Raw genomic sequence first — 13,437 nt, forward strand, 5'->3', positions numbered from 1 at the left:
GCCCGACCTACAGTGGCGTCGCTCGCTGGGTAGCGCGAGTGTTCGCGTCCGTCCTCGATTACGTCAGCGTGCCGCCTTGAGCGCCTGGTCGAGATCCTCGATCAGGTCGTCGACGTGTTCGATGCCGATCGACAGGCGCACCATGTCCGGCGGCACGCCGGCGGCGCGAAGTTCCTCGTCGTTGAGCTGGCGGTGGGTGGTCGAGGCGGGGATGGCGGCGCAACTCTTGGCATCGCCGATATTGACCAGCCGCAGGATCAGATCGAGGGCGTCGTAGAACTTCACGCCAGCCTCGCGACCGCCCTTGAGGCCGAAGCTGAGGATGCCGGAGGCGCGCCCGTCCATGTACTTCTGCGCCAGGCGATGGTCCTTGTGATCGGGCAGGCCCGCGTACTGCACCCAGCCGACCTGCGGGTGACCCTCGAGAAACTCGGCCACCTCCTGGGTGTTCTCGCAGATGCGATCCATGCGCAGCGAGAGCGTCTCCAGCCCCTGCAGCAGATTCCAGGCGGATTGCGCCGACAGGGCCGCGCCGGTGTTGCGCAACGGCACCACGCGGGCGCGGGTGATGAAGGCCGCCTCGCCGACGTCGTTGGTGTAGCTCACGCCGTGGTAGGACGGGTCCGGGTCGATCAGGAGCGAGAAGCGTTCCGGGTGCGCCGCCCAGTCGAAGTTGCCCGAGTCGACGATCACGCCGCCGAGCGTGGTGCCGTGGCCGCCGATGTACTTGGTGGCCGAGTGGATCACGATGTCCGCGCCGTAGTCGATGGGCTTCAACAGGAAGGGGGTGGCCACCGTGTTGTCGACCATCAGTGGCAGGCCGTGGCGGTTGGCGATGTCGGCCAGGCGCTCGATGTCGGCGACGCTGCCTGAGGGGTTGCCGATCGACTCGCAGTAGATCGCGCGGGTACGGCCGTCGATCGCCGCCTCGATGCCGGCGAAGTCGTCCTTGTCCTGCATGCGCACCTCGATGTCCTGGCGCGGGAAGGTGTGGGCGAACAGGTTGTAGGTGCCGCCGTAGAGCTCGCTGATCGAGATGATGTTGTCGCCGGCCTGGGCGACGGTCTGGATGGCGTAGGTGATCGCCGCCATGCCGGTGGCCGTGGCCAGTGCGCCCACGCCGCCGTCGAGGGCGGCCATGCGTGCCTCGAGCACCCCGCAGGTGGGGTTCATGATGCGCGAGTAGATGTTCCCCTGGACCTTGAGATCGAACAGGTCGGCGGCGTGCTGGGCGCTGTCGAAGCTGTAGGAGGTGGTCTGGTGGATCGGCACGGCGACGGCGTGCTGGTCATCCGGCTCGTAGCCTGCGTGCAGGGCGATGGTTTCGGGGCGCATGGTTTCCTCCCAGTGTCGTTTTGCACCGAGATTAGCAGGGAACCGGCTGGCCGCGCCCCTGGGTTAGGCATTTGGGATCAGATACCTGGGATCAGGTGCCTGGTGGCAGCGAGGCGATTTCCGCGCGCAGTTGCCGGATCTTCTTGCGCTTGTACAGGCGGTTGAGCCAGGGGCTGACCGCGCGGATCGGGATGCCGGCCCGGTCGCCCAGCCCGTCGATCATCACGAAGTGCCCGTCCGGGTGCCAGGCAAGGTTGTCCGCCGACAGGTCGTTGATCAGCACGTTGGCGGTCAGCGCCCAGTCGAGGAACACCTCGAGTGCCTGCTGCTCGCACTCGCCGTAGCGCCCGGATTCCACCAGATCCCGAAGCGTGGGCGCCAACTCGCCGTTTTCATCGAGTACCGCCTCGACCAGCAGGGCCGCGCCCATGTCCGTGTCGACCACGCCGAGGATGTTCTGCATGTGCGGGCAGGGGGCGAGTCGACCGGGGGCCAGCGCGCGCGCGGCGAGGTGCTCGATCATCTCGCGGGCAAACGCCCGGTGATGGCCGATGCGGCGGCGCTTCTGGTAGAAGCGGTCCTTGCGGTCACGGCGTTCGATAAAGCGCGGATTGACCACCTTGACCAGCACGCGCGGGTCGTCCGGGTGGCGGAAGACCAGCTTCTGCGCGCCCTGGCCGACGGGCTCGAGCGAGGAGAGTTCTAGCGGGGTGATCAGGTCCATGGGCGCTCGGGGCAAAGCCTGCGATTGTACCGCGCCGACCGCGAGGGGTCAGTCGGCCTGTTCCTCGGGCGGGGTGATCTCCCGCTCGCAGGCCGCACCGGTCTCGATGCAGGTCAGGTTCTGCAGGGTCTGACCGGCGATCTGGCCCAGTGCCTCGTGGGTGAGAAAGGCCTGGTGGCCGGTGATCACTACGTTGTGAAAACCCAGCAGGCGAGCGAACAGGTCATCGGTGAGGACCTCGTCGCTGCGGTCCTCGAAGTACAGCGGTCCCTCGTGCTCGTAGACGTCCATCCCCAGCCCGCCGATCCGCCCACTCTTGAGGCCATCGATGATCGCCGGCGTGTCGACCACCGCGCCACGGGCCGTGTTGACGATCACCACGCCCGGTTTCATCCGCGCGATCGCCTCGGCGTCGATCAGATGATGGCTGTCCTCGGTCAACGGGCAGTGCAGGCTGATCACGTCCGATCGCTCGAACAGCATGTCGAGGGAGACGTACTCCACCCCCATCGCCTCGCAGTCCGGGTTGGGGTAGGGGTCGTGGGCGATCACGCGGGCGCCGAAGCCGGCCTTGAGGATCCGGGCGAACACCGCGCCGATCTTGCCCGTACCGATCACGCCCACCGTCTTGCCGACCACGTCGAAGCCGGCCAGCCCGTGCAGGGCGTAGTTGCCCATGCGCACCCTGGCGGTTGCCCGCGGGATCTGCCGGTTGACCGCCTGCATCAGCGCCACGGCGTGTTCGGCCACCGCGTTGGGCGAGTAGGCCGGCACGTGGACGACGCGCAGACCGGTCTCGGCCACCGCATCGAAGTCGACGTGGTTGCAGCCGGCGCAGCGGAGTGCCAGCACCTCGGTACCGCCCTCGGCGAGCGCCCGGATCACCGGGGCGCCGAGCACGTCGTTGGCAAACGCGCACACGGCCGGGTAGCCACGGGCGAGATGGACGCTGCCCTCGGTCAGCCGCTGGGGGAAGAAGTCGATTTCATGGCTGTGATCGATCGCCTCGAAGGACTCGCGGTCATAGGGCTTGGTGGAAAAGAACGCGACTTTCATCTTCGTACTCCTTGGCGAAACGCGCGCTAAAGCGTGTGATATCCGGTGGACCGTCGGGCCTGCCGGCCTGCGCAACGCCCCATCAGCCGGCCCATCAGCGTTGATACGCCAGCGCATCGAGTAATCGGGCCAGGGCCTGTCGGCACGTGGCCTCGACGTCGCGGTGACCGGCCAGACCGAATCGATCGGCGAGCGTTGCCTCGTCCTGCAACTGCAGCATACGACCAATCAGCAATGCGCGCCGCTCCGGCTCAAGGGCCTGCTGGGCCGCCGGTTGCGTCAGGGCCGGTGTCAGCCACGCGCGCAGGGTGTCCAGCGCGGCATCCAGGTGATGGCGGTGTCGCGCGCAGGCGATCAGCTGGCGGTGCTGATCGTGCGTCAATGCGGGCACGTGTCGGGGCGCGGTGACGGCGAGCAGGGTGGCGAGGCGTTCGGGCTCGACGTGGCGTAACGGGCCGGCAGCCCGCGTGGGCAGCCGGTCAACGAAGCCGGCGGCCGCGCGCTCGACCGCCGCCTCGCCTGCCGGACTCAGGCCCATGGCCATGACCACCGCCTGGCTGCCCGAGGCGTGGTCGCGATGCTGTCCGAGGTGCAGTACCTGCATGCCGGCAGCGGCCCAGAAGGCGACCAGCTCGTCGTCCATGCCGAAGCTGGCACCGACGAAGTCGCGCCCCTCGTCGCGGGCGGTCGCGGCGATCGCGGCGACCAGCTCGCCGCCGCTCCCCTGTCGGCGCGCGGCCGGGTGGACGGCGATGCGCTGGATACGTCGACCGGTCAGTCGAGGCCAATCGGGCCAGCCCGCGTGGGCTGCCAGGGTTTGCGGGAGCAGGTGACCGCGCAGGCGGCGCTCGCCGTCGAAGACCGCGGCCGCCAGGTCGTCCGGCAGGCCGCCCTCGTCCTGGGTGGCGGCGGTGGCGATCACCGCCCGATCGATCGCCGAGCCGGTCTCTATCGCCCAGAGCTGGCTCGCCGGCCCGTCGAGCAGCTGGCGCAGGTCGCGCGGGGTGGTGCGGTAGTGCGCGGCCACCAGCAGGCCGAACCATTCGCCCAGGCGGCGCTCGTCGGCGGCCAGCGCGAGCGGATCGAGCCGGGTCGGTGGGCTCGAAGTTGCCAGCGCCCGGTCGGGCAGGGACTCGGCGGGGTCGGCATCCAGCAGCAGCAATCGGTCGATCAGGGCCTCGAGCGGGTCACCCGCTGCCCAGCGGATGGGCGTGGTCAGCCAATGGTGATGCACCGAGACGGCCGAGGCCTCGAGGCGGGGCAGAAAGCGCAGGGTAAAGCCGCGGCCACTGCCCTCGTAGCCGTGTTCGGTGGTGGCAAAGACGCAGCGGCCGAATGTTGAGAACAGCCCGTCGAGCGCGGCGGCAGGCAGGGCGGCGGCCTCGTCGATCAGCAACAACCGGGCCCGGGCGTATTGCCCGGATTGTTGCCCGAGCAGCACATCGGGTGGCACGAAGCGCAGCCGGCAATCGCCGACTCGAAGGCTGCCGTCGCCGTCGGGCGTAATCCCGGTCGCCTCGGCCAATCGGTCGAACAGCGGGGCCACCGCCTCCCGCCGCGGTGCGGTCACCAGCACGTCGCCCAGTCCGGCCTCGAGCACGCGCGCCGCGGCCAGGCCCAGGGCCGAGGTCTTGCCGCGCCCGCGGTGCGAACGCAGCACCAGCGGTCGACGGGGGCGGCCACGGGCGACGGCCATGATGCGCTCGATGGCCTCGGCCTGGTCGGGGCTGCGACAGTCGGCGCATCCGGAGATGCCGGTCGGGTGGTGGTCGGTGGGCGTGTCGGGTACGGGTATGTCGGGTGTCGGCACCGGGGGCAGCGGGTGGTGTTCGATCACCTGCCAGCTCGTGGGTGCCTCGCCGAGGACACGCGCCAGCCGGTCTCGATAGGCCGGTCCGGCGTCGCTTGCTGTAAACGGATAGGGCACCAGGCGCGCCATCTCGGTATCGTCCCGGGTCGGCCAGTCGGCCAGTGGCGGGGTGAGCAGTACCAGGCAACCGCCGGCGCGCACCCGGCCGGCGGCGGCGCCCAGCGCGTCGGGGTCAAAGCCGGCCAGCGAATTGACGATCACCCGGTCGCTTTCCCCGCCCAGCGCGGCGGTGGCGCGGCGGAACGACAGCGCATCGACCCCGCGGGGGCGTCCGGGCCGATCCAGAGCGTGTTGTCGCGGGTCAGTGAATGGCCCTGGGCGAGTGCCCAGGCGGGCGAGCCGCTGAGGATCACGGGCAGCCGGTGGCCGGCACGCCGCCAGGCGGGCAGTGCCGCGTCGAGCGGGTCGCCGAGGGTCGGGGTGGGAGCGGTGTCGGCCATGGGGGCAGTGTAAACGCCCCGCCGCCCGCCCGTCGTTTCCGGTGCGGCCCGGTTTAGGCGCCCGCGAAGATGCCGCGGATCAGGAAGAAGAACATTGCCGCGAGCAGGGCGGCGGCCGGAACGGTGATGACCCAGGCAGCGACCACCTTGAGCACCAGCGAGCGCTTGACCAGCTCGCGCTTGTAGATCTTCTTCAGGCCCTTGCGCTGGCGCTTGCTGATGTGGACCTCGCGGCGGGTGCTCTTGTCCTTGAGCTCGGCGAGCATCTGCTCCTTGACCTTGAGCGGCGCGGCGCGGAAGCGCTCGAGGTATTCCTGCATCACCTCGTCGTCATCGCTATCCGGGTGCAGGTCGCGCACCTGCTGCTCGAGCCGGTCGTAGTTCGACTTGAGGTATTCGCGCAGGAAGCCCACGCCGAAGACCGCGCCGATCGTTACGTGCGTGGTCGAGACCGGCAGGCCGAGCTGCGAGGCGAGAATGACGGTCAGCGTGGCGGCCATGGCGATGCAGTAGGCGCGCATCTGGTCGATGTCGGTGATCTCGTGACCGACGGTGCGGATCAGTTTCGGGCCGTAGAGGGCCAGGCCCACCGCCAAGCCCAGGGCGCCGATCAGCATCACCCACAATGGGATGGCCGCCTGGGACGCCGTGCCTGCCTGGGTCAGCGCGTCGTTGATCGCGGCCAGCGGACCGACGGCGTTGGCCACGTCGTTGGAGCCGTGGGCGAAGCTCAGCAGGGCGGCGGCGAAAATCAGCGGCAGGGTGAACAGGCGGTTGACGCTTGCCTTGCTGTTTTCCTTCATGCCGTCGGCGGCGCGGGCCACCAACGGGCGGACGAGGAAGAACACGATCGCGGCGATGACCACGCCGATCAGTGCTGCCCCCAGGAACGGCACCTCGACGATCTTCTTGAGGCCCTTGACCACCAGATAGGTGCCGAACGCCCACGCCATCAGCGCGAGGAACCAGGGGACGCGTTTTTTCGCCGCGGCGATCAGATCGCCCTGGTAGGTGATGCTGCGCTTGATCAGGTAGAGCAGGCCGGCGGCGAGCAGACCACCCAGCAACGGCGAGATTACCCAGCTGGCCGCGATCTGGCCGACCGTGCCCCAGTTGGCGATGCCCCAGCCGGCCGCGGCGATGCCGCCGCCCATCACCCCGCCGACGATCGAATGGGTGGTCGAGACCGGTGCGCCCAGTGCCGTGGCCAGGTTGAGCCAGATGGCCGCGGCGAGCAGGGCGGCCATCATCAGCCAGACGAAGGTCATGGGATCGCCGATGGCCGCCGGGTCGATGATGCCGCCCTTGATGGTGCTGACCACCTCGCCCCCGGCGATGATGGCGCCGGCGGCCTCGAAGATCGCGGCGATCGCGATCGCCCCGCCCAGCGTCAGGGCCTTCGAGCCCACCGCCGGGCCGACATTGTTGGCGACGTCGTTCGCGCCGATGTTCATGGCCATGTAGGCGCCGATCACCGCGGCGACCACCATCACGAGACTGACGTGTCCCTGGGTGAGCCAGGTGAACAGCGCCACCCCGATCACGAACAGCAGGGCCACACCGAAGCGCAGCAGCTCGCGGCGTGCCGGCTTGGCCACCTTGTCGAACGCGTCCATCTCGTTGAGATCCATATCGAATACGCCTGTCACAATGTCATGAGAAACGGCACGTTAGCGGACCGGCGCGGCTTCGTCCATTTCCCGACCCCGGCGGTCGGTCTTGAACGAGCGTGTTCGACCGCGCGCGGTTTCCTTCGTGTGCCGAATCTGGCCCAATAGCCGCCATGTCGAAAAGCCCCCACGAGATACTCAACAGCGTCTTCGGTTACGAGGATTTCCGCCCGCCGCAGGGCGAGGTGATCGAGACGGTCACCTCGGGCCGCGATGCCCTGGTCCTGATGCCCACCGGCGGCGGCAAGTCGTTGTGTTACCAGGTGCCGGCGCTGGCCAGCCCCGGCACGGCGATCGTGGTCTCGCCACTGATCGCCCTGATGCAGGACCAGGTCGCCGCGCTGCGTGAGCTCGGGGTGGCCGCGGCGTTTCTCAACTCCAGCCTCTCGGCCGAGGAGTCCCGCGAGGTGATCCGCCAGTTGCACGCCGGCGAGCTCGACCTGCTCTACATGGCGCCGGAGCGGCTGATGACCCCGGCAGCGCTCGAGCGACTCGCCGGCCTGCCGATCAACCTGATCGCCATCGACGAGGCGCACTGCGTCTCGCAGTGGGGGCACGACTTCCGCCCGGAGTACATCCGCCTGGGCGAGCTGGCCGACCATTTCCCCAGCGTGCCGCGCATCGCCCTGACTGCCACGGCCGACGAGGCGACCCGCGAGGAGATCGTCAACCGGCTGAGACTCACGAATGCCCGGCGCTTCGTCTCCGGTTTCGACCGGCCCAACATCCGCTACCGCATCAGCCAGGGCAGTGGCGGCAGCCGCGACCGGTTGCTGCGCTTCATCCGCGAGGAGCATCCGGGCGATGCCGGCATCGTTTATTGCCTGTCGCGAAAGAAGGTCGAGCAGACCGCCGAGTGGCTGACGGCCCAGGGGCTGGTCGCGCTCCCCTACCACGCCGGGCTGTCGGCCGAGCACCGCCGCCAGGTCCAGGAGCGCTTTCTCGCCGAGGAGGGTGTGATCGTGGTGGCGACCATCGCCTTCGGCATGGGCATCGACAAACCCGACGTGCGCTTCGTTGCGCATCTCAACCTGCCCAAGAGCATCGAGGCCTACTACCAGGAGACCGGCCGGGCGGGGCGTGACGGCCAGCCGGCCGATGCCTGGATGGACTATGGCCTGCAGGACGTGCTCACCCTGCGCCAGATGATGGCCGGCTCCGAGGCCGACGAGCGCATCAAGCGCATCGAGCGCGCCAAGCTCGACGCCATGCTCGGCCTGACCGAGGAGACCCGCTGCCGCCGCCAGTCGCTGCTGGGCTATTTCGGCGAGACGCTGGCCGAGCCCTGCGGCAATTGCGACAACTGCCTCGAGCCGCCCGAGACCTGGGATGCCACCGAGGCGGCGCAGAAGGCGCTGTCCTGCATCCATCGCACCGGGCAACGCTTCGGCGTCAATTACCTGGTTTCCGTCCTGCGTGGCGAGGCGGATGACCGGATGCGTCGCTTCGGCCACGACCAGATATCCACCTTCGGTATCGGGGGCGAGTTGTCCGCCACCGCGTGGCGCGGCCTGTTCCGCCAGTTGATCGCGCGTGGACTGATCGCCGTCGATGCCGAGGGCCATGGCGGGCTGCACCTCGATCCCAGCGCCCGGGCCGTGCTCCGGGGCGAGGAGCGCCTGCACCTGCGCCCGGAGAAAAAACAGCGCCGCGCGGCCACACGCGGGGCGAAACCCGGCAGCACGCCGGTACCGGTGGAAGACGAACCGCTCTGGGAGTCGCTCCGGTCCCACCGCAAGCGGTTGTCCGAGGAGCAGGGCATCCCGCCGTACATGGTCTTCAGCGATGCCACGCTCAAGCACATGCTCGAGGTTCGTCCAAGCCGGCTCGAGGAGATGGCCGCCGTCTCCGGGGTGGGCGAGCACAAGCTGGAGAAATACGGCGAGGGTTTCCTGCGCATCCTGCTGGCCCATGCGGGCTAAGCGGACCGAAGAACCGGATTGAATCGTGCCGGGTTTCCGGAGATGATCGGTGGCTTGTCCTGACCCTCGAACGGGGGAGCGCGTGGCAGCAGACGACAAGCCCAACATGGTCGATCACGCCCGGCGTCGCGTGTTCCGCACGGCCGACCTGCCGCCGGAGCAGCGTAATGCCGCCTGGAACGAGATCGCCGCGCCGTTCTTCGACCATGTCGTGCCGCTAGTGGACAAGACCATGGACGGCGAGATCGAGTGCGACCTGCTGGGCGACTGGGCGACCTGTCGTATTTGCTTCAATCCCCATTCCTACGCCCGGCGCGAGCCTCATCACGCCGAGGCCGCGTTCGACCACTACTTCATCCAGCTCTACGTCCGCGGATCGTTGCACGGCGAGTGCGCCGGCCGCGGGGTCTACGTGCGCCCGGGCGACATCCTGATCCTCGACGTGCGCGAATCCTCGGTCCTGCGCACCTCGAGCGGCGAGATCATCACCCTGATCATTCCCCATGCCACGATCGACCGGCTGCCCGCCGACCTGCACGGTCAGGTGCTGCGCCACGAGCTGCCCTCGACACGGCGTCTGGCGGCCCAGTTCGAGTCCCTCCAGGCGCGTCTGGCCGAGGTGGCCGGTGGTGACGGTATCGACCCCCTGCAGTCGACGATCCTCGACGCGCTGCGTGCCGCAATCGACGAAAGCATCGGTCAGCGGGTCGAGCCCGGGTCGTCGGGTGTTCTCGGTGAGCAGCCCACGGAAACCCGCCCCGAGCCGGCGGGTGGAAGGGCGCCAGGCCGGTCCGATCCGGCACCGCTGCGAGCGGTCCACGACATCCTGCTCGACTGGGCACGCCGCGGCGACTGAGCCGTTTTCGATCCTGCCGCCCCGGGGTCGTCGTCCGGCGTCTTCCTGGTCGAGCGGCTTGCACAAATGATGTGTAAATATACAGTATCGGCATGAACGCCCATGCCGAGCTGTCCGCCCGTTCCAATTTCAGCTTCCTCACCGCCACGCCGGACCCCGAGCGGCTGGTGGCGGTGGCGGCCGAGCGCGGCTATGCCGCCATCGCCATCTGCGACGAGTGCTCGTTGGCCGGGGTGGTGCGCGCCCAGCAGGGCTGGCGGGCGCTGCCGGAAACCGAACGTCCGCAGCTGATCATTGGTACCCGACTGGTGCTCGAGGAAGGGGACGAGCTGGTACTGCTGGCCGCGAGCCGGGCGGGTTACGCCGCGATCAGCCAGCTGATCACCCGCGGGCGGCGCGCGGCGGCCAAGGGCGAGTACCGGCTCGAGCGGGCGGACGTGCTGGAGGGTCTGATGGAGGGCCCGGTGGATGGCCCGGTAGATGGCATGGGCGCCGGCGTACGCGTGATCTGGCAGGTGCCGGCCGGCGAGGGCAGCGCGCCGAACTGGCTGCTCGCCGGCGGCATCCGCCCGTGGCTGGGCGTGGTGGCGTGGATCGACGGGCTGGACGGGCGTCGGGCGGCCCACGCCCGGGCGCTGGCCTCGGCCCATGGCCTGCCCATCACCGCGCTGGGCGACACGCTGATGGCCGAGCGCGAGGAAAAGCCGCTGCTCGACGTGGTCACGGCCCTGCGCCATCGCCTGAGCGTGATGGAGGCGGCCGACCGGTTGCCGTCGAACGCCGAGCGCCACCTGCGCCCGGTCGAGGCGCTCGCCGAGCTCTTCCCGGCCGAGTGGCGCACCGAGGCACGACGACTCGCGGAATCCTGCCGCTTTTCGCTCGACGAGCTCTCCTACGAGTACCCGCTCGACGACATTCCCGCCGGGGTGACCGGCGCCGAGCAGTTACGCCGCCTGACCCTCGAGGGGGCGGCCGTGCGCTGGCCCGAGGGCATCCCCGAACGCGTGTCCGCCCAGATCGAGCGCGAGCTCGGCATCATCGAGGAGATGGCCTTCGAGCCGTACTTTCTGACCGTGCACGACATCGTGCGCTTTGCCCGCTCGCGCGGGATTCTCTGCCAGGGCCGCGGTTCGGCGGCCAACTCGGCGGTGTGCTTCGCGCTCGGCATCACCGCGGTCAACCCGGCCGAGTCCTCGATGCTGTTCGAGCGCTTCATCTCCAAGGAGCGCGCCGAGCCGCCGGATATCGACGTCGACTTCGAGCACCACCGCCGCGAGGAGGTGATGCAGTACATCTACCGACGCTACGGGCGCGATCGTGCCGCCCTGGCGGCCACCGTGATCCGCTACCGGCGCAAGTCCGCGCTGCGCGACGCCGCCCGGGCACTGGGCGTGGGCGAGGACGTCACCGAGCGCGTCAACGAGCAACTGGCCTGGTGGGACAAGGAGGTCAGCGACGAGAAGCTCGCGGCGGCCGGCGTTGACGGCAACCTGCGCCAGGTTCGCTGGTGGTTGGCGATCGCCCGGCAATTGACCGGCATGCCGCGGCATCTCTCGCAGCACGTCGGTGGGTTCGTCATCGCCCGTGGTCAACTGGCCGACCTGGTGCCGGTGGAGAACGCCTCGATGGCCGATCGCACGGTCATCCAGTGGGACAAGGACGATCTGGATGCCGTCGGGCTGATGAAGATCGACGTGCTCGCGCTGGGCATGCTCTCGGCGGTGCGCCGGGCGCTGGAACTGGTCAATCATCACCGCCACCGCGACCTAGCGCTGTGGTCGATCCCGCGCGAGGATGCGGCCACCTTCGAGATGATCAGCCGGGCGGATACCGTCGGCGTGTTCCAGATCGAGTCGCGCGCGCAGATGAGCATGCTGCCGCGCCTCAAGCCGCGCTCGTTCTACGATCTGGTGATCGAGATCGCCATCGTCCGGCCCGGGCCGATCCAGGGCGAGATGGTCCACCCCTATCTCAAGCGCCGGCAGGGGCTCGAGCGCGAGGAGTACCCCAACGAGGACATCCGGCGCGTGCTGGGCCGCACGCTGGGTGTGCCGATCTTCCAGGAACAGGTGATCGAGCTGGCCATGGTGGCCGCGGGGTTTTCCGCCGGCGAGGCCGACCAGTTGCGCCGGGCACTGGGGGCGTGGCGCAAGCGCGGCACGCTCGAGGACTTTCGCAAGAAGCTCTATGACGGCATGACCGCGCGCGGCTTTGCGCCCGAGTTCGCCGATCGCGTCTATCGCCAGATCCTCGGTTTCGGCGAGTACGGCTTTCCCGAGTCGCACTCGGCAAGTTTCGCCGTGATCGCCTACGCCTCGGCCTGGTTGAAATGCCACGAGCCGGTCGCCTTCTACTGTGCGCTCCTGAACAGCCAGCCGATGGGCTTCTACGGCCCGTCGCAACTGGTGCAGGACGCTCGCCGTCACGGGGTGGTGGTGCGCCCGCCCTGCGTGGTGGCAAGTCGGGCCGAGAGCACGCTCGAGTCACTCGGAGACGAGTCATCAAGGGGGCGGGGGAGTGCCGTCGAGACCCATGCCCTGCGCCTGGGCCTGGGACGCATCCACGGGCTCTCCGCGGCCGGCATCGAGCGGTTGTTGGCCGCGCGCGACCAGATGCCCTTTCGTGACGTGGCCGACTGTGTGCGGCGCGCACGACTGGATGCCCGTGATCGCCGTGCGCTGGCCCACGCCGGGGCCTTTGCCGCACTGGAGGCCAATCGCTACGCGGCGCAGTGGTCGGCCAGTGGCATCCCCGCGGACATGGAGATCGAGGCCGGCTTGCCGGCCGACCGGCCGGTGGCCGACTCGGCCGTCGAACTGCCCGCGCCGAACCGGGCGGAGACCATCGTCGCCGACTACCAGCGACTGGGATTGTCCCTGAACGGCCACCCGCTGGGCCTGCTGCGCGAGCGATTGCGACGATTGCGGCTGCGGCGCAGCGACGAACTCAAGACCCGCCACGACGGCGCGCACACGCGCTATTGCGGGTTGGTGACCATGCGTCAGCGCCCCGGCACGGCCAAGGGCACGGTGTTCCTCACGCTCGAGGACGAGGTCGGCACGGTCAACGTGATCGTCTGGCCGGATCGCGTCGCCGAGTACCGCCAGGTGGTGGTCAATGCCCGGCTGCTGGAGGTGCGTGGCCAGTGGCAGCAGCGCGACGGGGTCGCCCACCTCGTCGCGCGCATGCTGGTCGATCACAGCGAGTGGCTGGGCGAGCTGCCCACGCGATCACGCGACTTTCACTGAGCGATAGACACCGGGATCGATCGCCACCGGCTCTCAATTCCCCACTCAAAAGGTAATGCGAAACGTTTGCATTTGCATGACGAGACGCTATACTCCGCCCGTCACATGAAGACGAGGAGACGGTCGCGGGGCGATCGAGTCGACCTAACCCTAGTCATGACTCAGTCATGGCCAGACACGTCCCAGGCATGCGTCCATGCAACCGATTCATCGAGACCCGGGGAACTCCTGAATCTCGTCCCGGTCATAGCCGGTGAGTCGCGTTGAGATGTCTCTTCGTTTTCATCGACTCCTCCTGCGGTGAGTTTTGCGGGCA

General features: G+C 68.8%; 9 protein-coding genes. 3 read left to right on the forward strand and 6 right to left on the reverse strand.

The window, feature by feature from the left end:
- Positions 1-63 precede the first annotated feature (63 nt).
- The 6 genes from FAZ79_RS02310 to FAZ79_RS02335 all read right to left on the reverse strand — a co-directional run bounded on the left by FAZ79_RS02310 (position 64) and on the right by FAZ79_RS02335 (position 7,056).
- Positions 64-1,335, reverse strand: a complete 1,272-nt coding sequence (locus FAZ79_RS02310) for an O-acetylhomoserine aminocarboxypropyltransferase/cysteine synthase family protein (RefSeq protein WP_136866297.1) — start codon at positions 1,333-1,335, stop codon at positions 64-66.
- 91 nt (positions 1,336-1,426) lie between these two features.
- Positions 1,427-2,059, reverse strand: a complete 633-nt coding sequence (locus FAZ79_RS02315) for a YrbL family protein (RefSeq protein WP_136866298.1) — start codon at positions 2,057-2,059, stop codon at positions 1,427-1,429.
- A gap of 48 nt (positions 2,060-2,107) precedes the next feature.
- A complete protein-coding gene (locus tag FAZ79_RS02320; protein WP_136866299.1) occupies positions 2,108-3,115 on the reverse strand; it encodes a 2-hydroxyacid dehydrogenase in 1,008 nt (335 codons plus the stop codon).
- A 94-nt stretch (positions 3,116-3,209) separates the two neighbouring features.
- Positions 3,210-5,186 carry a GNAT family N-acetyltransferase gene (locus FAZ79_RS02325; RefSeq protein WP_136866300.1) on the reverse strand — a complete coding sequence of 659 codons (1,977 nt, stop codon included), beginning with the start codon at positions 5,184-5,186 and terminating at the stop codon, positions 3,210-3,212.
- Positions 5,183-5,425, reverse strand: coding sequence for a hypothetical protein (locus FAZ79_RS02330; RefSeq protein ID WP_136866301.1), 243 nt, complete (start codon positions 5,423-5,425; stop codon positions 5,183-5,185). The genes FAZ79_RS02325 and FAZ79_RS02330 overlap by 4 nt, the downstream gene beginning before the upstream one ends.
- A gap of 53 nt (positions 5,426-5,478) precedes the next feature.
- A complete protein-coding gene (locus tag FAZ79_RS02335; RefSeq protein ID WP_136866302.1) occupies positions 5,479-7,056 on the reverse strand; it encodes an inorganic phosphate transporter in 1,578 nt (525 codons plus the stop codon).
- Between the two features lie 152 nt (positions 7,057-7,208).
- Between FAZ79_RS02335 and recQ the strand changes: the two genes are divergently transcribed.
- The 3 genes from recQ to FAZ79_RS02350 all read left to right on the forward strand — a co-directional run bounded on the left by recQ (position 7,209) and on the right by FAZ79_RS02350 (position 13,121).
- A complete protein-coding gene (gene recQ, locus FAZ79_RS02340; RefSeq protein ID WP_136866303.1) occupies positions 7,209-9,017 on the forward strand; it encodes a DNA helicase RecQ in 1,809 nt (602 codons plus the stop codon).
- Between the two features lie 82 nt (positions 9,018-9,099).
- Positions 9,100-9,873, forward strand: coding sequence for a hypothetical protein (locus FAZ79_RS02345; RefSeq protein ID WP_136866304.1), 774 nt, complete (start codon positions 9,100-9,102; stop codon positions 9,871-9,873).
- Between the two features lie 92 nt (positions 9,874-9,965).
- The gene (locus FAZ79_RS02350) at positions 9,966-13,121 is read left to right on the forward strand and encodes an error-prone DNA polymerase (RefSeq protein WP_136866305.1); all 3,156 of its coding nucleotides are present in this window, start codon (positions 9,966-9,968) and stop codon (positions 13,119-13,121) included.
- The last annotated feature ends 316 nt before the right edge of the window (positions 13,122-13,437 follow it).

The sequence above is a fragment of the Guyparkeria sp. SB14A genome, from assembly GCF_005096345.1.
In the GTDB taxonomy this organism is placed as follows: Bacteria; Pseudomonadota; Gammaproteobacteria; order Halothiobacillales; family Halothiobacillaceae; genus Guyparkeria; species Guyparkeria hydrothermalis.

Coding starts and splice junctions, on each gene's coding strand:
- FAZ79_RS02335 (WP_136866302.1), bottom strand. CDS start 7,056: ATGGATCTCAACGAGATGGACGCGTTCGACAAGGTGGCCAAGCCGGCA.
- recQ (WP_136866303.1), top strand. CDS start 7,209: ATGTCGAAAAGCCCCCACGAGATACTCAACAGCGTCTTCGGTTACGAG.
- FAZ79_RS02350 (WP_136866305.1), top strand. CDS start 9,966: ATGAACGCCCATGCCGAGCTGTCCGCCCGTTCCAATTTCAGCTTCCTC.
- FAZ79_RS02310 (WP_136866297.1), bottom strand. CDS start 1,335: ATGCGCCCCGAAACCATCGCCCTGCACGCAGGCTACGAGCCGGATGAC.
- FAZ79_RS02320 (WP_136866299.1), bottom strand. CDS start 3,115: ATGAAAGTCGCGTTCTTTTCCACCAAGCCCTATGACCGCGAGTCCTTC.
- FAZ79_RS02315 (WP_136866298.1), bottom strand. CDS start 2,059: ATGGACCTGATCACCCCGCTAGAACTCTCCTCGCTCGAGCCCGTCGGC.
- FAZ79_RS02330 (WP_136866301.1), bottom strand. CDS start 5,425: ATGGCCGACACCGCTCCCACCCCGACCCTCGGCGACCCGCTCGACGCG.